The sequence below is a fragment of the Nostoc sp. DSM 114159 genome (genome assembly GCF_053470285.1).
Map to the genome: position 1 here is coordinate 6,582,766 of NZ_JBPFEH010000001.1, position 21,589 is coordinate 6,604,354.

Sequence of the window (21,589 nt, forward strand, 5' to 3'; positions counted from 1 at the left end):
CCCGTTTCTGGGGGGAATATTTTGCATCGAACTTAACTAGATACTGAATTAGCCGCCTCGGAAACCTTCTCAGGGGGTGGAAAGCCGCCCATGCGAATCTCTGAAGTGAAGGAAGTGATGCTAAATCCACCAAAACTTTTGAGGATATTTACCCGCATTCGCAAATTGGGGCTAGCAAACCACAGGCGTTCCTCTGAGAATATGTTTTCATCCTCTGTAGTTAAGATCAAAGCACCATCGCTGTCAAATTTATAGCGTCCGGGAACTGGAGTTTTATTGGCATCAACTATTTCTCTCAGTAACCTGCCTTGGGACGGATTATCCGCATCAGGTACCGAAACTAATACAGTTGAACCACTGTGTTTTGCTCGATCCTTGTCCATTGTGCCGTTCCAAGTAATTTTGGTAGCAGAGGAAGCAGCACTAGGATTAATGTTGTAATTTTGACACAACTTGATTACTTCTGGATGATCTACTGCTAGCGACTCAATGATGATATCTGACTTGCTATGTTCCGATTGGTTAAAAGCCAAATGTTGACTAGTACGATGAGAAAACCATTTACCAGTACTTAACTGAAAAAACTCTTCAATATTCATGAATGAAATTACCCTGCATCAAAATGCTAAAATTCCCACTTAATTATGATTAAAAGGTAGCAGGAGCCTTTAATATTAAGCTTGATTGCCTATTTCCTCAAGCTTCTTGAGGCCAATTCTGGCTGCCTCGGCAACGTTGAAATGATTGTCTTTTTCCAGGTATTTTAAAGCTGAGACACTCTTGGGAGTGGGAAGATTTCCCAAGGCTTCTGCTAAACGCTGCCTGACTAACCAATCATCTGATTGGGCGAAGCGCAGGATCTTATCTACAGACTCGATGTCTTTAATTTCTCCCAGTGCAGAGATTGCAGCTTGTTGCAACACGACTTCTTTGCTATCCAATGCCTGAAGAAGAACTTGACGGGCACGGGGGTCTTTAATATTACCTAGAGAAACAGCTGCACTAAAACGTACTAGCCAATCAGTATCTTCATAAAATGCCCGTGAAAGCACCTCAAAGGCTCTGGCATCACCCAAATATCCTAAAGCACCAGCGGCATCAGCGCGTATACCATAATCAGGGTCATTTTCGAGAATTTTTACCAAAATAGAATAACATTCTGGTGTTGGCTTGATTCCCAGAGCAAATATTGCCATCGATCGCAGTTGCAAAGATTCATCGTCTAGTACCTTTTTAATCAAAGGGACTGCATCCTCAGCCGCAACATGACGCAGATTAGCAAGGGCTACCATGCGATCGCGTAAATTCGGGCTTTCTAGCTGAGTAGAAATTTCTTGTAAGCTTAGAGCTGCCATTTAGTTCAAAGCGTTTTCTTTACTTATCTTAATTTACCCGATCTGTTCATCAGGCTGTCGCCATACTTAAGTAGGAGTTTGGCGACTTTACAAAATGGCTCAATTATGAATGAAAAGCGATCGCACTGACACCAGTGAAGGAAATCGGTGTAAAGCGTCTGCCAATTGGGAAAATCACCCGCATCCATACCCCTCTCTAAACCTCTCCCCGTTGGCGTGGTCACTGAGCGTAGTCGAAGTGCAGCCTGCCGTTAGGCAAGCAGAGAGAGGCTTTAATTCCCCCTTCCCTACAAGCAGGGTGGTTTCATACAAGCAGAGAAAAACTAAAACTGGATTTCAAAGCCTCTCCCCCCGTGGGGGAGAGGAATGGAAGTGAGGGAAAAAGCCTGGAGTTTCTAAATCTTTTCCGGAGATGTCTATTAGCGTTTTTAAAATAGTATTTGGGGTAGCAATCGATTATGTACTTTTGTAAAGATATAAGAAGAAGTTGCGTAAAGTTATTTGCTTGACCTGAGTAACTTAATATAAGTTCCCTTAAACATAAAATCACAAGCCGAAAAAACTGCTTTGCAAAAATCTCTCTGGAAAAAAATACAAATGCTAGCAGGAATAGATTGTATGAAAATTAGTAAGCATGAGTCAACAGTTTTTCCGATAGAAATCCAAGTAACACCTACACAGTCAGAAAAAATTATCAATCAGTCTTCAGTACCTAAGAGCAATTTAGACTTTGAGAGTAAAGAGGAAAAACAACAACGTCTAGCTATTCTAGCAGAAGACACACGACGGAGGCTGAAACGAAGTGCTATGGACATTTATTGCATTGGTGTCAACTTGTTAGAAGCTCAAAAAATTACCGAACATGGCGAGTTTCTACCTTGGCTACGACAAGAGTTCGGAATGGGAAAAACTTCAGCCTATGAGTTTATTCACGTTGCTAGAGCATTTGAGTCTAAAATTCCGATTATCGGAAATTTAATTAATGGCATTACTCCTACTGCTCTTTATAAACTGGCTGCTCCTAGTACGTCTGAAGCGGCTAGAGATGAAGCAATAAATATTTTGAAAACAGGCGAAGTAGTCGATCCAGAGGTTGCTAAAAATCTCATCAAAAAATATAAAACTTCTAAAACAGTAAAGGAACAGCAACAAAAAGTTTCTTCAGTTAGTCAGCAGATGGATACAAATCAAGTAGAGGCATTAGTATTACCCAAGACTGAGGTTTATAGCATTGAACAAACAACCACTAATCATCTGCCACTTTCTTCTCCACTTCAACAAAATGAACTGCAAAAATTGGTAGCGGAGCGTGATACTTATAAAGCACAACTAGAAGCACTGCAAATAAAGAATCAGAAACTTAAGCAAGATATTGCAAAACTTCGTTCAGAACTAACTTTATTACAAACTAGTAAAGCTAGCAGTACTTAAAGGAATCTCTGATACTTGTCTAAGTACTAATTATTGAGCTAACTTTCATCTAGTAGAATCAAGAGATATCTTCAAAAATTAAATATGCATTATCCATAAACCTTGTAGAGATATAGGTAGCATTGCTATATCTCTACATTTTTTTATATTCATATTTTTCATATGCTCGTTTGAAGCTTGCAATTATAAACATTTGCCAGAAAGTAATGAGTTTATAATTTATATACCCCTGATTTGTTTGATGTTAAAACGTCTTCCACAGTGCCATTCCCGATCTGACAATCTCTTCCATTACTAGCATTTACTAAGGCTCTGTACATCTAGCTTTTATTTAAAAATCTATTTTTGATAAATTCCTAAGCTGGATAAAATTTCCAGTTTTAGATTTGCATAAACAATTAGCTCAACCAAGTAAAAAATATTTAAAAAATAGATTTTTTGATAGTAAATAAAACAATATATTGAAAATGATAAAAATACTTGCTTTTTTTTGAAAAGAATGGTAAATATAAAATCAAACAGCACACGAATAAAGAACTTCGTGTTTTTAGATGTAGACGTATTGACAATTAGTTTGATAGATGATGCTGCAACAATTAAGACAAGATAAATTTCAATAATTAGCCGTAGAATCGAGAGGCTTTTACAGTGAAAAGTTTGGAATTTAGCAATAAATATCGGAGATACTTTGGATAATTACTTCGAGCAATTCTAACCAAATAGAAATTTTCTAGGATCTTGCATAAAACTCAAAGAATAGACTGATTGTTATTTGAAGGATTAAACAAACAACAAACAACATTCTTAAGTTTAGGCATCACAACTCAATCAATAGTTGCAATTAGGAGATTCAAAGCAATGATTATAGTTATGAAATTAGGTACGCCATCAACAGAGATCGAGCGTGTTGTTAAAGAAATCAGCCATTATGAAATCACCCCAGAGGTATGCCAAGGTCAACACAAAACAGTAATTGGCTTAGTTGGTGAAACGGCAGAAATTGACACTAGGCAGATTCAAAATATTAGCCTTTTTATCGAGCAGGTTATCCGAGTAAAAAAACCGTTTAAACGTGCTTCTTTAGAATTCCGCTATGGAGAACATAGTGAAGTGGTTGTACCTACACCTAATGGAGCTGTTACCTTTGGACAAACCCATCCTTTAGTTGTAGTTGCTGGCCCATGTTCTGTTGAAAACGAGGAAATGATTGTTGAAACAGCACAGATAGTAAAAGCAGCAGGGGCACAGTTTCTACGAGGTGGAGCATACAAACCTCGGACTTCACCTTATGCATTCCAAGGACATGGCGAAAGCGCATTAGGTTTGTTAGCAAAAGCTCGCGAAGCTACTGGTTTGGGTATTATCACAGAAGTTATGGATGCAGCTGATTTAGACAAGATTGTTGAAGTAGCAGACGTAATCCAAATTGGTGCCCGCAATATGCAGAATTTCTCCCTACTAAAGAAAGTAGGTGCTACTGGTAAAGCAGTGTTATTGAAGCGGGGACTGTCAGCCACAATTGAAGATTGGTTGATGTCAGCTGAATATATTTTGGCAGCAGGTAATCCCAATGTAATTTTGTGTGAGCGGGGAATTCGCACCTTTGACCGACAGTATACACGGAATACCCTTGATATATCTGCAATCCCTGTCTTGCGGACTTTGACTCACTTACCAATTATGATTGACCCTAGCCACGCCACCGGGAAATCAGAGTTTGTTCAACCGATGACTTTGGCTGCCTTGGCAGCTGGCGCAGATTCCTTGATGATTGAAGTTCACCCTAACCCAGCTAAGGCTCTTTCAGATGGACCTCAGTCTTTAACACCACAAGCATTTGAAGACTTAATGCTAGAAATGGCTTCTTTAGCTAAGTTCTTTGGTCGTTGGTCTAAACAACATAGCGTTATCCCCAAGTTTGCTGCACGAGTTTCTACCACCGCCATTAGGGCTTTATAAGCGTGCCATTACCCTACCAACAAGGACATCCAATCAGTCCATCATTTGTGCAATCTAAATAATAATTGGAAGTTCAATGAATACAACATCACTCAACAAAAACAAGACCTTTCAACCTTCTGTAACCTCCCTAGTAAATTCCACTAAAACTGTAGTTGTCGGCAACCAAGACCTAACAATAGATGATGTAGCTAGTGTGTCCCGTCATGGTGTTCAAGTACGCTTAACCGATAATCGAGATGTTGTGCAAGGAGTTCAAGCATCGTGTGATTACATTAGTAATGCTGTGGAATCTGGTCAACCAATTTATGGCGTGACAAGTGGTTTTGGTGGCATGGCCAATGTTGTCATTTCCCCTGAATCTGCGGCACTGCTTCAGAACAACCTGATTTGGTATCACAAAACCGGAGCTGGACAAAAATTACCGCTAGCTGATGTCCGCGCCGCCATGCTTTTGCGTGCTAACTCTCACTTGCATGGTGCATCTGGTATTCGTCTAGAACTTATCCAGCGTATGGAAACTTTCTTAAATGCTGGTGTCACACCCCATGTATATGAATTTGGATCTATTGGTGCAAGCGGTGATTTAGTGCCTTTATCCTACATTACTGGGGCATTGGTTGGTTTAGACCGTTGTTACACTGTTGACTTTAACGGCGAAGAAATCGACGCGCCGACAGCATTGAGTCATCTGGGTTTAGAGCCATTACAATTACTTCCTAAAGAAGGATTGGCAATGATGAATGGCACCTCTGTCATGACAGGTATTGCTGCCAATTGTGTCTACGACACCAGAGTTTTATTAGCTCTCTCAATGGGGGCACATGCCCTAGCAATTCAAGGTTTGAATGGTACCAATCAATCATTCCACCCATTTATTCATCAACTCAAACCACATTCAGGGCAAAAATGGGCTGCGAACCAAATGCTGAACTTACTAGCAGGTTCACGCTTAGTCCGCGAAGAACTAGATGGTTCTCACAACTATCGGGGTGGAGATCCAATTCAAGACCGTTATTCACTACGCTGTTTACCACAATATATGGGGCCGATTGTAGATGGGATCGAGCACATTAAAAAACAAATTGAAGTAGAAATTAATTCTGTCACCGACAACCCACTGATCGATGTTGAGAACCAAGTTAGCTATCATGGCGGTAATTTCTTAGGGCAGTACATCGGTATAGGAATGGATCGGCTGCGTTACTATATCGGGTTGTTGGCTAAACATTTGGATGTGCAAATAGCCTATCTGGTAGCGCCAGAATTTAACAATGGACTGCCAGCATCTTTAGTGGGGAACCGAGAACGCAGTGTCAACATGGGGCTAAAAGGTCTGCAAATATCTGGGAACTCGATCATGCCATTGTTAACCTTCTATGGAAACTCGATCGCAGACAGATTTCCTACCCATGCTGAACAATTTAACCAAAATATCAACAGCCAAGGTTTTGCTTCGGCAAACTTAGCGCGTCGTTCAGTAGATACCTTCCAACAGTATATGGCGATCGCTTTGATATTTGGGGTACAAGCGGTTGATTTACGCACCTACTTAGTTGCAGACCATTATGATGCCCGTGCTTCCCTATCTCCCGCTACCAGAGATTTATATATGGCAGTGCGCGATGTCATCGGACAACCAGCTTCACCTGACCGTCCTTATATCTGGAACGACCACGAACAACCTCTTGACGAACATATTGCTCGGATTAGTGCAGATATCGCATCTGGTGGGCAGATTGTGCAAGCAGTTCAAGATATTTTGTCGAGTCTCAATTAAATCTTGAGGACAGTTAAGATGCACAAACAGAGCATTTCACCAAGTATCAGCAAAGCTCCTCCCGGCCCTATCGGCTACCCGATTATCGGCAACCTCCCGCAAATGTTGCGGAATCCACTACAGTTTCTCACGAATGCCGTACAGGAGTATGGCGAAGTAGTCCACCTGGGGGCAATGGGGCCTCAACAACTTTATTTAGTCTCTCATCCAGATCATCTGAAGTACATCCTGCAAGAAAATAGCCGTAACTACATTAAAGGCGAAAACTTTAAATCAATTAAGCAGGTAATCGGTAATGGTCTAGCAGTCGCCGAGGGTGACTCCTGGCGGCGCGAACGCCGCTTGATGCAACCAACCTTTCATCGCCATCGGGTTGGAGCATTAGTTACTTTCATGACTAAAACCATTAGCCAAATGCTAGATAACTGGAGCAGCATCGGCTCAGACAAACCCCTAGATGTCTTTGCACAGATGATGCAATTAGCCCAGAATATTCTCCTCAAGAGTTTGTTGAGCATTGATTCTGAAGACGAAATTTCCGAGATGAATCAAGCATGGAATACTGCTTACGAGTATCTTAGTAGTCAACTATGGGCAGTGTTCAAACTACCTCTATGGGTACCCACACCGAAAAACCGCGCCTTTGTGCAAGCGATGGGAACACTGGATAGAATCGTCTATCGGATCGTTCGCTCCCGTCGGGAAAATAGTAATAGTCCTGACGACCTGCTCTCCATGCTGATGGATACCTACGATGAAGAGTCTGGTCAGGGAATGAGTGATGAGCAATTGCGCGATGAGATTATGACCATCTTTACCGGTGGATTTGAAACCTCAGCAGCTGTACTTGCATGGACTTGGTACTTGCTTTCTCTTCATCCTCACGTCGAAAGTCGGCTCCAAGACGAACTCAAGAGTGTTTTAAATGGGCGTATCCCGACTCTTGAAGATTTACCAAACCTGAAATATACCAGGATGGTACTCGAAGAATCGATGCGGCTTTATCCTGGTGCGTGGGTCTATACTCGCACTAACTTACAGCCCGACGAGGTTGGAGGCTATCACATCCCAGCTAACTCTGTAATCATGATTAGCCCTTATGTCACCCATCGCCTACCAGCTTTTTGGGAGAATCCCGAAGACTTCGACCCTGAGCGCTTCACGAAAGAACAAGCGGCTGCGCGTCCCCGCTATGCTTACTACCCCTTTGGCGGCGGCCCACGCCAATGCATAGGTGAAATATTTGCAATGACTGAAATGCAATTGATAGTTGCAATGGTAGCTCAAAAATATCGGCTGCACCTAGTACCTGGACATCCGGTTGAAGAGGAGCCAATGTTTACATTACGTCCCCGTCACGGCATCCTCATGACATTGGAACCAAAAATCAGTTTTGGTGATGTTTATGTACCAGGTATTCAGAAAGGAATGACACTAAGATAAACGCAAACCTGAATGTAACTGGCTTTTGGGTGTAGGGAAAAACATCACAATAGTTGACGCGGTAATTATTTCACTTACACCCAGCCATAGCAATGATTTTAGCTTTGATTCGTGCCATTCTATTCCGAAAGTTTTGTTAACTTAATTTGTTGCCATACTTCAGATGAAAGAGAGACTTTTAAGTTATGAATATCGCCAATCATATCGAGCGCGGTCATTTATTATTTCCTGAAAAAATCGCCCTGATTTTTGAAGATAAATCTTTTACTTACAGCCATCTAGATCGGTTAGTAAATCGAGTAGCTAATAGTTTACAAGGATTGGGAATAAGAAGAGGCGATCGCGTGGCCTTGTTTTTGCCAAATATTCCAGAGTTCATTACTTCTTATCTTGGCATTCTCAAAATTGGTGCGATCGCTGTTTCTGTAAATGTGATGTTGAAAAGTTCTGAAGTCAGCTATATCCTTCACGATTGTGCTGCTAAAGCCATCATCACCACAGAATCAGGTAGTTTGGAGGTATTAGAGGCAGATTTACCAGAATTACAACATATTTTGATTGCAGAAGGTAGCGCCAAAAAGGGGATAAGTTTAGCCCAACTAATAGAAACCTCTTCCCCGAATGCCCGCGCTGTGAAAATGGATCGCCATGCTCCTGCTAGCATAGTCTACACATCAGGAACTACAGGTTTTCCCAAAGGAGCTACTCTTTCTCACGGCAATATCATTTCTAATATGTATTCCCAAAATCGTTGTTGTGGAATGCAAGCTAATGACCAATTACTACTTTTTCTACCACTATTTCATTGTTTTGGTCAAAACGCCATTCTCAATGCTGCGCTCAATACTTGTTCCACCCTCGTCCTGCAACGGCGGTTCGATCTGACACAAGTTTTAAATGCGATCGCTACTCATAAAATCACCATGTTCTTTGGTGTGCCAACAGTATTCATCAAAATTTTAAATAGCGACATACCTAAGCAAGCCTTTGAGAGCATACGTTATTACTTTTCTGCTGCGGCACCTATGCCAGTTGAAATAGCTCAAATTTGGCAAGAAAAGTATGGAAAAGTGATTCATGAAGGCTATGGTTTAACTGAAACATCACCATGTGCATGTTATAACCACGACTTGAAATATAAACTCGGTTCCATTGGCGCTCCGATTGAAAATGTAGAAATGAAAATTGTTGATGCTGACGATCATCAGGTACAGCCTGGTGAATTGGGTGAGATTGTCATCCGCGGCCCTAACGTCATGCTTGGTTATTGGAATCGCCCATTTGAAACTGCTGAAGTCATTAAAAATGGTTGGTTATATACTGGCGATATTGGTCGAATGGATGAAGACGGTTTTTTCTACATCGTCGATCGCTTAAAAGACATGATTAATGTCTCTGGATTTAAGGTATATCCAACTGAAGTTGAAAATGTCATTTATCAGCATCCAGCAGTTGCCGAAGTAGCTATTTATGGCATTCCTGATAGTTTCAAAGGTGAGATAATCCAGGCGAATATTGTAGCTAAATCGGGTATTGAAGTTACAGAAAAGCAAATCATTGAATTCTGTCGGCAAAGGATGGCAGTCTACAAAATCCCCCATGTAATTAACTTCGTGGATTCAATTCCTAAAAACCCTACAGGTAAAATACTCAAGCGAGTTTTACGTAAGCAATCAACATCTCAATTCGCCACTATTACCTATTAACTGACAACCCAAACAAACTACCAAAATAAAAAAGATAAATAGAGGTTTGATCGATGCGTCATACTAATGTTAGAACTAATCATAAGTCAGTTGAACATTCAATAGCTGAACCTGCTATTGGATCGCAATCCACAAGCTCATCTTTGCTATCCCCTCATAGAAAGCCCAGCTACTCAGAATCAACTGAAATAACAGTTGCAGCAGCTATAGTCAAAATGCTGGAAGATTTGGGAGTACGCCAAGCTTTTGGTCTATTTGGAGGTGGAATTACGCCACTGGTAGCTATGCTAGAGCAAAGCTCAATCCAGGTGCTGCAATTTCGTCACGAAACCGGAGCAGCCTTTGCAGCTATTGAGTCGTACTTTGCCAATGGTCGTCCTGTGGTAGTATTCACCACAACCGGGCCAGGCATTACCAACGCCCTAACTGGAATGTTTGCTGCACGCTGGGAAGGTGCAAAGGTAATTTTTCTCTCTCCTTCTACCTCAACACAGCAACGTGGACGCTGGGCTTTTCAAGAAACTAGTGCCTACACAATGTCTAATACAAGTATTTTTACTTCAGGAAAGCTGTTCCATTATGCAACGACTATTGAAGGCAGCGATGAACTTCCAGTAACTGCTCGCAGACTTGCCCTCGGTTTAGGACAAACTGGTAGCTTTGTTGCACATCTAAGTGTCCCCCCGGTGATTCAAACAAGTTTTCTCAAGGCATCAATACCTCGTATAACTAGCTCACCAATTCTGCCATCTGCGGGAGAAGATACGATTTGGAAATCTGTACAATTGTTATCTGAAGGCCCGTTTGCTATTTGGGTGGGCTTTGGTGCCAGGGATGCCGGCGAAGAAATCCGCCAACTTGCCGAAAGAACCGGATCTGCTGTCATGTGTTCGCCCCGTGCTAAGGGTATATTTCCTGAAGATCATCCTCAGTTTGTCGGTGTGACAGGCTTCGGTGGACATTCCTCAGTTCTGACATACATGCAGTCACAAAGCCCTCTGCGCGTACTGGTTTTGGGAACAAAATTGAGTGAATTTACCTCATTTTGGAATCTGGAAATGATTCCCTCACGCGGTTTTATACATGTCGATATTGACCCGGAAGTACCTGGAGTTGCTTATCCATCTGTTGAGACAGTGCCTATCCAGTCTGATGTCGGAGAATTTGTTAAGGCATTATTGAAGCATTTTCCCAAGCGTTCCGATCGATTACCAGTCTCATCGCTGCCCCGACCCAAATTTGAGGCGATTGATTCTCAGAATGATGGTTTAATTAGACCAGAAATACTGATGGATAAGATTCAACGTGTAATTGTCGAAAATAGTGATGCAATAGTAATTACCGAGGCGGGTAACTCTTTTGCTTGGGGAACCCACTGGCTACGGTTTAACACCCCTAGACGATATCGAGTCAGTACTGGTTTTGGCTCAATGGGTCATGCTGCCACAGGTGTTGTCGGTGCTGCACTGGCACGCAATAGTAAAGCTGTTGCTATTCTTGGGGACGGAGCTATGCTCATGAACAGCGAGATTAGCACTGCTGTCAAATACAAAATTCCTGCCGTTTGGATTGTACTCAATGATGGCTATTACAACATGTGCGACCAGGGGATGACCTTGTTGGGATTTAACGGTGTAGACGCAGAGATACCCACTACAGATTTCGTCATGATTGCTCGTGGGATGGGAGCTGATGGCATCCGGGTGGAGCGAGAAGCCGATGTCGAAGCCGCTTTAGAAAAAGGGCTAATTTCCAATGTCCCCTTTGTGATTGATGTCGTAATCGATCCGACCAGACCTGCCCCAATTGGCACTCGGATTCAAAGTTTGATTTCACAAGTTGCAAAAGAATCTTAATTTTCTTAATTTGAAGGAGTAATATCATGACCCATCAACCAGTAGGTATTCGTTCAGTTGCCCTTAACTTCCCTAGCATTGTGCGTACCAACGATTATTGGCAACAGAATTACCCAAAATTGGTAACTGAGGCAGAGAGCAGAACCCTCGCGAAGCTGTTTAAACCTGCTGAACCTGCCGTTAACCAAAAAGAGCAAGACCTCCTCTGGTCTGAAGCTATAAGACCTTATCTGTCCGATCCCTTCCGAGGTACTGTTGAGCGGCGGGTGCTGGCTCCAGGTGAAACATCGTTAGCCTTAGAGTACGGCGCGGCTAGAAGTGCCCTGGAAGCAGCAGAACTTTCCACAGATGAAATCGATCTGATGATTGTAACTACTCTGTTTCCCGAGCAAATCGCTCCTGGTAATGCTTCTTATCTCGCCCGTAAATTAGGACTGAACTGCCCCGCTTGGAATCTAGAGTCAACTTGTTCGAGTGCTTTAGTGGCAATGCAGAACGCCTCGGCGTTAGTACAAGCCGGAGAGTACCGCAATGTCCTAGTGGTGATTTCGTGCATCTATTCGCACTTTGTTGACGAAGATGATACCCTTTCGTGGTTTATGGCCGATGGTGCTGGTGCATTTTTAGTTAGTACCGTCAAACCGAACCAAGGAGTCTTGGGTACGAAAATTGTTCACACTCAAGCAACTTGTGGTGCTTTCTTTAATGAACTAGTTACAGACTCTCAAGGTAAGCCAAGGATGCGGATACAGACTGGTGAAAGCGCCAGTAAGCAACTAGGTGGCACATCTGTTGATCTTGTCCGTACTTGCTGTGAAGGTGCGATCGCATCTGCTGGTGTTAGTCTCGATGATATTAAGTTCTTTGCTTTCAATACACCAACTGCCTGGTACGCTAATCTGTGTGCCCGCTCACTAGGTATCGATCCAGACCGTACAATCAATCTCTACCCGTATTATGCAAACATTGGGCCTGTCCTCCCCATTGCCAATCTGTACTACGGCGCTCAATCAAAGAAAATTCAAGAAAACGATTTAGTGCTTGTTTATACTATTGGTTCTGCATCTACTGCTGCTGCCACCGTCATGCGCTGGGGTGAAGTCAAATTGGGAACCCTCCCTGCTTCCGCAGTCAATCTAAATAAGTCAGTTAGCAACATCCTGACTACTGTATAGCAATTAATCTCAAAACCACCCCACAGGAGTTTCTTTGAGAAACTCCTGTGAATGAACCAACAATTCCACAGTTTCTATTGGTGGAAGACTGAAAATATTTGCCTACATAATTTGCGATCGCAATCAGGAGAACAAAAATGTCTCAAGATCAGAAACAAAAACAAGCTCAAACTTCTAATAATTCCTACTTCCCTAAAACCTTAACTGCACCTGGTCAACTCTTTGGTACATTTGAAGACAATATACTGGTTGGTAGTACAGGCAACGATCAAATTTTTGGTTTGGCGGGCGACGATCTCATTTCGGGACGTGAAGGTGATGACTTCATCGTTAGTGGGACTGGAAATAAACTAGTGATTGCGGGGCCTGGAAATGATACTGTTGCGGCCACAGGAGGCAACCAATTCATTTTAGGTGGTGTCGGGAATGACGAACTTGCGGGTGCTAACGGCAATGACCTGATACTTGGTGAAGATGGCGACGATTTTATCAATGGTAAAGACGGGATTGATGATATTTCGGGTGGTACTGGCAACGATTTCATCTTGGGCGGTCTTGGGAATGACAAAATTTTGGGTGATGATGGTAACGACCGAGTTTTTGGTGGAGAAGGTGATGACGACATTTCTGGTGTCGCCGGAGAGGACTATATAGATGGTGGTTTAGGGAACGATCGCGTCTTGGGTGGTTTTGACGACGATCGAGTTTTTGGTGGAGAAGGTAATGACATAGTTGTTGGTTCGGTCGGTAATGACTATGTAAATGGTGGTTCTGGAGATGATGTAATTATTGGCAGTAATCCATTTATCCGCATACCTGGGCTGGACGGTATTGAAAGAGATGAGATGGTCGGCGGTTCAGGGCACGATACTTTCGTGCTTGGGGATGTTGCTGAATCCTACTATGACAATAAAGGTGGCTCTGACGTTTCTGACGCTGGTTTAATTGTTGACTTCAACCCTGATGAGGATTTCATTCAGCTGAAAAAGTTGACAGATGGTAGCACTTATGTAGTAGCTCCTGGCCCTAATTCGACTGCGGGAAATGAATACACCACAGACATACTGATCAGTCGGCCAAATCAGCCGCTAGAACTGATTGCTAGCGTGCAAAGCGTGAAAAATCTGGATTTAAACGATAGTTATTTCGTTTATGCTTCCGCCGATGCCGGATTAATTGTTGGCACAAATGGTAATGATGTTATCGGTGGCACTACGGGTGACGATAACATTTATGGTTTAGACGGCAACGATTTGATCGACAGCCGTGACGGCAACGATTCTATTTATGCTGGGGCAGGAAATGATTTGATTGTTTCTACTGCTGGAGATGATGTTGTCTCAGCTGGAACTGGTGATGACATCGTTGCCGCAGGTTTTGGGAATGACATTATTTCGGGTGGCGATGGTCTTGACCAATTATTAGGCGACGAGGGCGATGACTTCCTGGATGGTGGTTCTGGAACTGATGACCTTTTTGGGGGAGTCGGAGACGATGTTATTTTAGGTGGTGATGGCAACGACCGCGTTTTTGGAGAAATCGGCAATGACCAAATCAATGGTGAAGCTGGTGATGACGACCTGAATGGCGGAGATGGTAACGATACTATTTATAGTGGTTTAGGTAAGGATAGAGTTTTAGGTGGTGCAGGTAATGACCGGATATTAGGTCAGGCAGGTAACGACATACTTGATGGTGATGTCGGGAATGACATCATCAATGGTGGAGATGGTGATGACTTCCTCAATGGCGCGGATGGCAAAGACAACCTCTATAGTGGTACTGGCAATGATATTATCGTCGGTGGAGCAGGAGCAGACTTACTAGTTGGTGCATCCGGGAACGATTTCCTCTCTGGTGAAGCTGGAGATGATGTGATTGTTGGTGTTGACCCATTCGATCCGTTATTTGGGTTTGGTCGTGGTGAGGTTGATACGCTCACCGGCAATCAAGGCAGAGATACATTTATTCTGGGGAATAACGGTCATGTATTTTATGATAGTGGCAGTTCTGATGTTTATGATGCTGCGATTATTACTGACTTCAAAACCAGTGAAGATTTCATCCAATTGCAAAGTGTAGCTAATGCTAATTATGTTTTAGCTACAGGTTCTAGCTCTCCTTCAGGTGTAGCATCCACAGATATATTCTTACAAAGAGCAAATCAGCCTTTGGAATTGATTGCTACTGTCCAAGGAGTCACAGGTTTAAATCTGAGTGATAGCTATTTCGTTCGCGTTTAAAAAGTCTCAGGAAATTCCCAGTCAGTTGTTTTTTACGATAGATTATTGAAAATTTCCAACATTGAGACTTGCAAATAAAATCTGGGAAACTGGCTTTAGCGATCGCATATATTTTCAGCAGCAAAAAAATATTTTATTCATTGCTGTGCCAGTTTCCTAGTATTTTGTAACTTAACTTTTTTGAAATAATCAATTATGAAACTGCGTTACAGACACAAATTCTTAGGGTTTATACCACTTTTATTGACCTTGGGCTTAACTACTCCTGTGATTTATTTTAGTAGTCCGGCTCTTGCTAGCGAATTCAGTTTGCAATCACAACCCTACGACCCACTGAAAAACCATCTGGAATTGTTTACAGAACCTTGGTCTCAAAATCCCACAGTTAAGGCAGCCCTTCAAGCAGATAACGGCAACTTGCAGTTACTTACTGGAAATAAAAAAGTTTTTTATGACGAAATTTCTGTTTTGGTTGACAAAATGCCCCAAGGGCTAACGCCTACAGATTTTCTCTTAGAAATAGCTAAAGACCCAAATGGCGCAATAAATTATCAATCTTTTGATGATTATCTCTCTAGCGGTGATGATACGCTCAATCAGCTAATTCCCAGGAACACCTCCACACCCCCAAAGGTAGGCGATATTTATGATATAAAATTACGCCTTTTTGCAGCACTGGGTCTTCCTAATTACGAAGATGATGTTTCTGTGATGCTTACAGATTTGACCGACGATCATTTTACCTTATCAACTATTACCAGTGGCGTAACAGGAAAACATCCAGTGAACGGCTCAAGAAAATTTGGGTTTAAAGAAAACCCAGATGGTACGCTGACATTTTATACTAACTCTGTCACACAGTTGACTAATGTATTTGGAGATTTTGGTGGTGATTTCGGGGGGCCTCCGGAAATGGGTTGGACAAACTATATCAAAGGTTTAAGTCAAGAAGTTCGTAATAGAGGCGGGGAATCTGAGGAAAGTTCTCTGAGAAAATTTACCGTTACTTATCCTGGTTTACCAGTTTCTTCTATCGCTGTCCCAGAACCAACTTCTACATTGGGGATTTTGGGCTTTACTGCTTATATTGCTACAAATTTCATACGGAAAACTAGACAAAAAAATAGAACTTTAATCAAGTCTGAAAAGTCAAAGAAAATGTTTATAGTTAAGGAGTTTAGATAATGCTTCAGCGTCAAGTTCTCGTAATTGGTGCAACTGGTTTGCTTGGCGGCAAAGTGGTTAAAGAACTGCTGCAAAAAGGTCATAGAGTCCGTGCTTTGGTTCGCCCTGGAACTGAAGCTTCTCACTTGCAGGCTCAAGGTGTGGAAATAGTTCGGGGCGACATCACTGAGTATGAAACACTTTTGCCTGCAATGCGTGATATTGATGTTGTAATTACAACGGCTAACGGTTACTCACATAGAAAGAAAGGAGACTCTTTAGAAAACACTGACGACAAGGGAAATCGCAATCTGGTTGATGCAGCCAAGCAAATGCAAATTAAATTGTTCGTTTTTACAAGTATTTTGACGGCAGAAAAAGCAAAATCTGTACCTCACTTTTATCAGAAATCTGTGACTGAGGATTATATTGAGAAATCTGGAGTTCCTTTTGTATCGTTGCGACCAGGCGGATTCGTTGATACACTATTGGGCTTTAGTCTTAAAGATATCAAAAATGGCAAATTTCGAGCTATGGCTGATGCAGACGCGCCAGCATCGACGATTCACTCAGATGATGTGGCCCGGTATCTTGTCTTAGCAATTGAGACACCTGAAGCTGTAGGACATCGCATCGATTTGGGCACTGAACAGCCAACTAATCTTAGAGAAATTGCTAATTTGCTCTCAGAAATAACTGGACAGAAAGTGCAATTGCAAACAATTCCACCTTTGGTCAAAACAATCTTGTTTAAGTTTATGGCAGTTATTAATCCTATGTTTCGGGGTACTGATAAGGCTATGGAATATGTTTCTTCAGGTAAATATGTAGCTGATACTACTTTGCAACGTCGTTTATTTGCTGACGTTCCATCTTTGAGAGATTCGATTAGACGTTGGGCAAACCAAAATGGGCTGGCGGTAACGAGGTAATTTCTTAGCATCAGTTCGATCCAAACAATCTCATCCAAACTAGTTTGGATGGGAACAAAAAGAGTGGAATCTACATCTATTGAGGTTTTTATGGGCGATCGCAATCCTAAAAAATGCAGAGTGAAACTTAATAGCGATCGCAATTACTGCAATCTTGCTGCAATCCAGATTTTAAAGCAATACATCTCAGATCAGCCCCAAAATCCTCATGTATAAACGCGATTTATTGCGTCTTTTAAGACCGATTATCTACACCAATAACCTTTAACCCAAGTGTATTGAACTTTCAAATATTTTCTCATACTTTTTGCATAAATCTCAAACAAAGACGCGATAAATAAGTATCATCCGTAACTATTCCCTACCAAGCTTGAATCTTGTAAGTCAAGTTCCAGATTAATAAATCCACATTTCTTCACAAATGCAGACATAAATGCTCAACACTTGACTAAACAAGAGAATGTCCAAGCAATAGAGCCGATGTCTGCACTTACAACATCAATCCAAAACTAGTAGTCTGCCAACCCAAAAATGTTAGGTGGAGGTTGGGTAAAGGTTAAAGGGAAAAGGGTAAGGGATTTAAACCCTGTCCCCCTTCCCTTTCAAGGGCTGGCTTTTAGGCTTTCGATAAATAGTTGAGAATGTTCTCAATTATTGAACGTAGTTTTAAGTTCTCAGACAATGGTTTTGGTTTTAAAATTCCAAAAATTTGTCTAATCAAAAAAACCTGCCCCAGAAAGGTCCCCCTTCCCCCTTCCCCTTTACCCCGCCAAGTTGCCTTGGCGTACCACTAGCTCACCATCAATTCAGCCCGAAAGGAGAACAAGAATGACAGAATATAATCGCTTTCAACAGATACCAGCCAACAAATCGAATAAGTCATTGTGGGTGGTTGGAGACTTGGTTAAATTTATCTCAACTGGCAAAGATACTGGTGGTAAATACGATCTATTTGATGCTTACGTTCCATCAAATGTCGGGACTACACCGCATATCCACCTTCAGCAAGACGAAGGATTTTACATTGTCGAGGGGACTGTAAAATTTCAGTTGAACGATCGAGTTATTACTGCAAGTCCTGGAACTTTTGTGAATGTGCCTAAAGGGCAAACCCACGCCTATCGCAATCTTGAAGATAAGCCAGCGAGAATGCTTATCCAAGGTATTCCCTCCGGGCTTGATAAATTGATTGAGGATACGAGTCGTCCAGGGACAGACATATCTGCGGCTTTTCCACTATTTACCGATGAAGGACTCGATAAAATCGTGCAAGCCTTTAAGGACAATGCATCAGTACCCCTAGACTCAATAATTTTTGCTGGCACTGAATACAGCGTCAATGAAGATGGTTCTCCCATAGCAGCAGTAACTTTGATCCGCCCGTTAGATGATACAGGGGCAGTTGGCGCTACTATCACTTTAAAAGATGGTACTGCTAAATATCTCGAAGATTATAACGGTTCTCAACAGATAAAGGTTAACTTTGCTGACGGAGAAAGAGTTAAAGTTGTAAACATTCCGATTATTGATGATAATTCAATCGAAGCAAATAAAACTATCAACCTCACCTTGAGCGATGCTACAGGTGGCGCAATCATTGGGCTATTGCAGAATACGGCTACTCTCACAATTGTAGACAATGACGCTCGACCCAAAGGAAAAGATGGTGTTCTTCTGGTTGGAGATGATAGTGATAACATCCTTATTGGTGGGAAAAGCAGTGAAAACATTATTGCTGGAAAAGGAAACGACCTCCTTACAGGTGGTGGAAATATAGACTTGTTTACAGTTCAACTTGGTAACGGCATCGACACCATTACTGACTTTGGTGGTGTAGGATCGGGATCTCGTCCATCTACAGACGTATCTGCGGAAATTGATACTCTAAAATTTGAGGGTAATGGGCTGACTGCGAGAAATCTGCTCTTAACTCAAAATCAAGATGACCTGCTCATAACCTTTGAGGGAGTTGAGAATACTGGGGTAGTCTTGCAAAATTTTGCCTTACAAAACCTAGATAACCTTCGCCAAGCCACAGGTGCATCGGAGGATATTGGCAATATTTTGTTTGACGGGCAGACGGGGTTTCAAGATAGCTTTGATGTCTTTAATGCCAACGAACAAAGGAGTAGTGTTTACAATCGTAACTCAGTAACATTCCTGAACGATCTTAATAATAATACTAGTGGCTTTGACAAATCTAATGATGTTATTAACGGTCAGGGTGGCAATGACTATCTGTCGGGGTTGAGTGGTGATGACATACTCCGAGGCGGTGCTGGTAATGATACCCTTGTAGGTGGATTTGGTTGGGATACTCTGACTGGTGGCAGTGGCAAAGATACATTTTCTTTTACATCTGGATCGGGGATTGATACCATTGTTGACTTTACTGATGGGGAAGATTCTATTGGGCTTTTGGGTGGTCTGGCATTTGCTGATTTAACAATCTATCAAGGTACTGGTGGTAGTGTAAATGATACTTTGATTAATATTACCAGCAGCAACGAGCCTTTGATGGTATTGAGTGGAGTACAAGTCAATACTATTACAAGTGCCGATTTCTTGATTGTCTAGCTCTCTGTAGCGAATTTAAGATTGCCAAATAAAACTATCAACAATTGAGATTTACACTTGGCAATTGCTATGTACATAAAAAACTTAAAACTCAACCTTCAAACTAATATGGATCGGCTAACCTTTTCAACACACATAGACCAACATCCTAGTATGGCAAAGGTAGTAGGAGAATGGCGAGTCCGGGGACTTCGAGGTGCAACGACAGTCAGCTACAACTCTATAAAAGCAATTACTGAGGCTGTAAATGAGTTATTAGACGCCTTAGAAACAAACAATGTTTTAGACTCTGAGGAAATCGTCAGTGTTACCTTTTCTGCAACTCCAGACTTGGATGCAATGTTTCCGGCTGCGGTTGCACGTCGTCGTCCTGGTTGGGATCGAGTTCCTTTGCTAGATGTGCAACAGATGCAGGTTGCCAATAGCCTCGATCGCTGCATTCGGGTGCTAATCCACTTAAACACTCCTCTACCCCAAAATGCATTACGCCCAGTCTATCTACACCGTGCCGCTCAGTTACGTCCAGATATAGCATTTTTAGGTTAGGCGTAGGCGTAGCCCCTCGGCTACGCTTAGGAACCACCCATCGCAGACATCGCTTTGCGAGATTTTATTTAGACTTTATTTAAATTATCAATACATTTATAATGTCTCATGTTGCAAGAAAAACTGAAACAGATTGACCAAAAATTGATCGATCTATTAGGGAAAAGAATTGCAGTATTGGCTGAATTAGAACACATTTCCTTAGAAGAACAAACTACTAATTTCACATTTTCCTTAATAGAAAGTGGTGTTCCAGAGTCAATTTGGAAAAATCTTGTTATGGGGTGTGTTTGTGCCGTTGCAACTGCAAATTTTCCTGTTGCTAAGGTAAAATCGCGACGAGTTACTTTAGTTGGCGGATGCGGTCTAATGGGGCACTTCTTTCAGCAAAAGTTATCTGCTGCCGGTCATCACGTTAGTATTCTCGATCGCGGTGACTGGGAACAAGCAAAATTGCTATTAGATGGAGCAGATTTAGTTTTAGTCTGTGTTCCAATTGAATACACAATAGAGGTAATCCGTAAACTTGCTCCACACCTAACGCCAACTACTGCTTTAGCTGACATTGCTAGTATTAAAACTCCTATTTTACAAGCTATGCTTGAGCATCATAGTGGGCCGGTCATGGGCTTCCATCCAATGTTTGGCCCAGGGATAAAATCTTTCTTGTCTCAAAAAGTTGTAGTCTGTCCAGGTCGAGAAGATGCTGCCTTTCAATGGTTTATAGATTTGATTGCCAATGATGGCGGCAAAGTGATTACATCTACACCAGAAGAACACGATCAAATGATGATGGTTGTTCAGGCAATCCGTAACTTTAAAACCTTTAGCCTTGGTGTTTTCTTGGCAGAAGAAGAGATTGACATTCGTCGTAGCTTAGACTTCTCTAGCCCAGTTTACCGTCTGGAAATTGATATGGCTAGTCGCATGTTCAGCCAGTCTGCATCTATGATAGTAGACATTATGCTAGCTACACCAGAGCGACGTGCAGCCATAAGTAGACTAGCATCTACTTATCATCGATTAGCACAATTAATTATTCAAAGCGATCGCGAAACTCTGATCCACGAATTCAAACTAGCACACAGCTTTTTAGGAGAAGAAATTAATAGTGCTGCTGAGGAAAGCACTGATGTAATTAATGCCCTAAGTGTATTACTAGCAGCGAAGGAAGTTGGACAAAAACAATCATCTTTTGTAATTCAGAAGGCAGGAAGTAGGGGGTAGGGGGCAGGGGGCAGGGGGCAGGGGGCAGGGGGAAAGGGTTTAAATCCCTTACCCTTTTTCCTTTTCCCTTTCCCCTTTCCCCAGTCCTCACAAGCGCATTTTTGGGTTGGCAGACTACTAGTATTTTTACTCGCCACTCAGCACTTTCCAGCTACACGGTAGAAGGGAACACATATCTAAAAACGTGGGAGACAT

General features: G+C 42.1%; 16 protein-coding genes. 14 read left to right on the forward strand and 2 right to left on the reverse strand.

All coding sequences use genetic code 11. The annotated features are described in order from the left end of the window. Positions 1-32: 32 nt before the first annotated feature. Positions 33-599 (reverse strand): phycobiliprotein lyase, encoded by a 567-nt coding sequence (locus ACR5KR_RS27845; RefSeq protein ID WP_448268733.1) that lies wholly within the window; start codon positions 597-599, stop codon positions 33-35. Positions 600-674: 75 nt separating this feature from the next. Continuing rightward, positions 675-1,355, reverse strand: coding sequence for a HEAT repeat domain-containing protein (locus ACR5KR_RS27850; RefSeq protein WP_448268734.1), 681 nt, complete (start codon positions 1,353-1,355; stop codon positions 675-677). Positions 1,356-1,973: 618 nt separating this feature from the next. Between ACR5KR_RS27850 and ACR5KR_RS27855 the strand changes: the two genes are divergently transcribed. The 14 genes from ACR5KR_RS27855 (at position 1,974) to tyrA (ending at position 21,394) form a co-directional block, all read left to right on the forward strand. Next, on the forward strand, positions 1,974-2,786 hold the full coding sequence (locus ACR5KR_RS27855) for a DUF3102 domain-containing protein (RefSeq protein WP_445628474.1): 813 nt from the start codon (positions 1,974-1,976) through the stop codon (positions 2,784-2,786). Positions 2,787-3,644: 858 nt separating this feature from the next. After that, complete coding sequence (aroF, locus tag ACR5KR_RS27860; RefSeq protein WP_445628475.1) at positions 3,645-4,745, forward strand: 3-deoxy-7-phosphoheptulonate synthase; 1,101 nt, start codon at positions 3,645-3,647, stop codon at positions 4,743-4,745. Positions 4,746-4,821: 76 nt separating this feature from the next. Then, positions 4,822-6,525, forward strand: a complete 1,704-nt coding sequence (locus ACR5KR_RS27865; RefSeq protein WP_448268735.1) for an HAL/PAL/TAL family ammonia-lyase — start codon at positions 4,822-4,824, stop codon at positions 6,523-6,525. Between the two features lie 18 nt (positions 6,526-6,543). After that, positions 6,544-7,968 (forward strand): cytochrome P450, encoded by a 1,425-nt coding sequence (locus ACR5KR_RS27870; RefSeq protein ID WP_448268737.1) that lies wholly within the window; start codon positions 6,544-6,546, stop codon positions 7,966-7,968. 185 nt (positions 7,969-8,153) lie between these two features. Continuing rightward, on the forward strand, positions 8,154-9,674 hold the full coding sequence (locus ACR5KR_RS27875) for a class I adenylate-forming enzyme family protein (protein ID WP_448268738.1): 1,521 nt from the start codon (positions 8,154-8,156) through the stop codon (positions 9,672-9,674). A 53-nt stretch (positions 9,675-9,727) separates the two neighbouring features. After that, positions 9,728-11,530 carry a thiamine pyrophosphate-dependent enzyme gene (locus tag ACR5KR_RS27880; RefSeq protein ID WP_448268740.1) on the forward strand — a complete coding sequence of 601 codons (1,803 nt, stop codon included), beginning with the start codon at positions 9,728-9,730 and terminating at the stop codon, positions 11,528-11,530. A 26-nt stretch (positions 11,531-11,556) separates the two neighbouring features. Beyond that, the gene (locus ACR5KR_RS27885) at positions 11,557-12,705 is read left to right on the forward strand and encodes a 3-oxoacyl-ACP synthase III family protein (protein ID WP_448268741.1); all 1,149 of its coding nucleotides are present in this window, start codon (positions 11,557-11,559) and stop codon (positions 12,703-12,705) included. Between the two features lie 137 nt (positions 12,706-12,842). Next, positions 12,843-14,948 carry a calcium-binding protein gene (locus ACR5KR_RS27890; protein ID WP_448268743.1) on the forward strand — a complete coding sequence of 702 codons (2,106 nt, stop codon included), beginning with the start codon at positions 12,843-12,845 and terminating at the stop codon, positions 14,946-14,948. A gap of 195 nt (positions 14,949-15,143) precedes the next feature. After that, positions 15,144-16,133, forward strand: coding sequence for a hypothetical protein (locus ACR5KR_RS27895; protein WP_448268745.1), 990 nt, complete (start codon positions 15,144-15,146; stop codon positions 16,131-16,133). Continuing rightward, the gene (locus ACR5KR_RS27900) at positions 16,133-17,044 is read left to right on the forward strand and encodes an SDR family oxidoreductase (RefSeq protein ID WP_448268746.1); all 912 of its coding nucleotides are present in this window, start codon (positions 16,133-16,135) and stop codon (positions 17,042-17,044) included. The genes ACR5KR_RS27895 and ACR5KR_RS27900 overlap by 1 nt, the downstream gene beginning before the upstream one ends. A gap of 63 nt (positions 17,045-17,107) precedes the next feature. After that, entirely contained in the window at positions 17,108-17,260 is a 153-nt protein-coding gene (locus ACR5KR_RS27905) for a hypothetical protein (protein WP_448268747.1), read from the forward strand. Between the two features lie 612 nt (positions 17,261-17,872). Further along, a complete protein-coding gene (locus ACR5KR_RS27910; RefSeq protein ID WP_448268748.1) occupies positions 17,873-19,621 on the forward strand; it encodes a cupin domain-containing protein in 1,749 nt (582 codons plus the stop codon). Positions 19,622-19,774: 153 nt separating this feature from the next. After that, entirely contained in the window at positions 19,775-20,167 is a 393-nt protein-coding gene (aroH, locus tag ACR5KR_RS27915; RefSeq protein WP_448270356.1) for a chorismate mutase, read from the forward strand. Positions 20,168-20,275: 108 nt separating this feature from the next. Further along, positions 20,276-21,394 carry a bifunctional chorismate mutase/prephenate dehydrogenase gene (tyrA, locus tag ACR5KR_RS27920; protein ID WP_448268749.1) on the forward strand — a complete coding sequence of 373 codons (1,119 nt, stop codon included), beginning with the start codon at positions 20,276-20,278 and terminating at the stop codon, positions 21,392-21,394. The last annotated feature ends 195 nt before the right edge of the window (positions 21,395-21,589 follow it).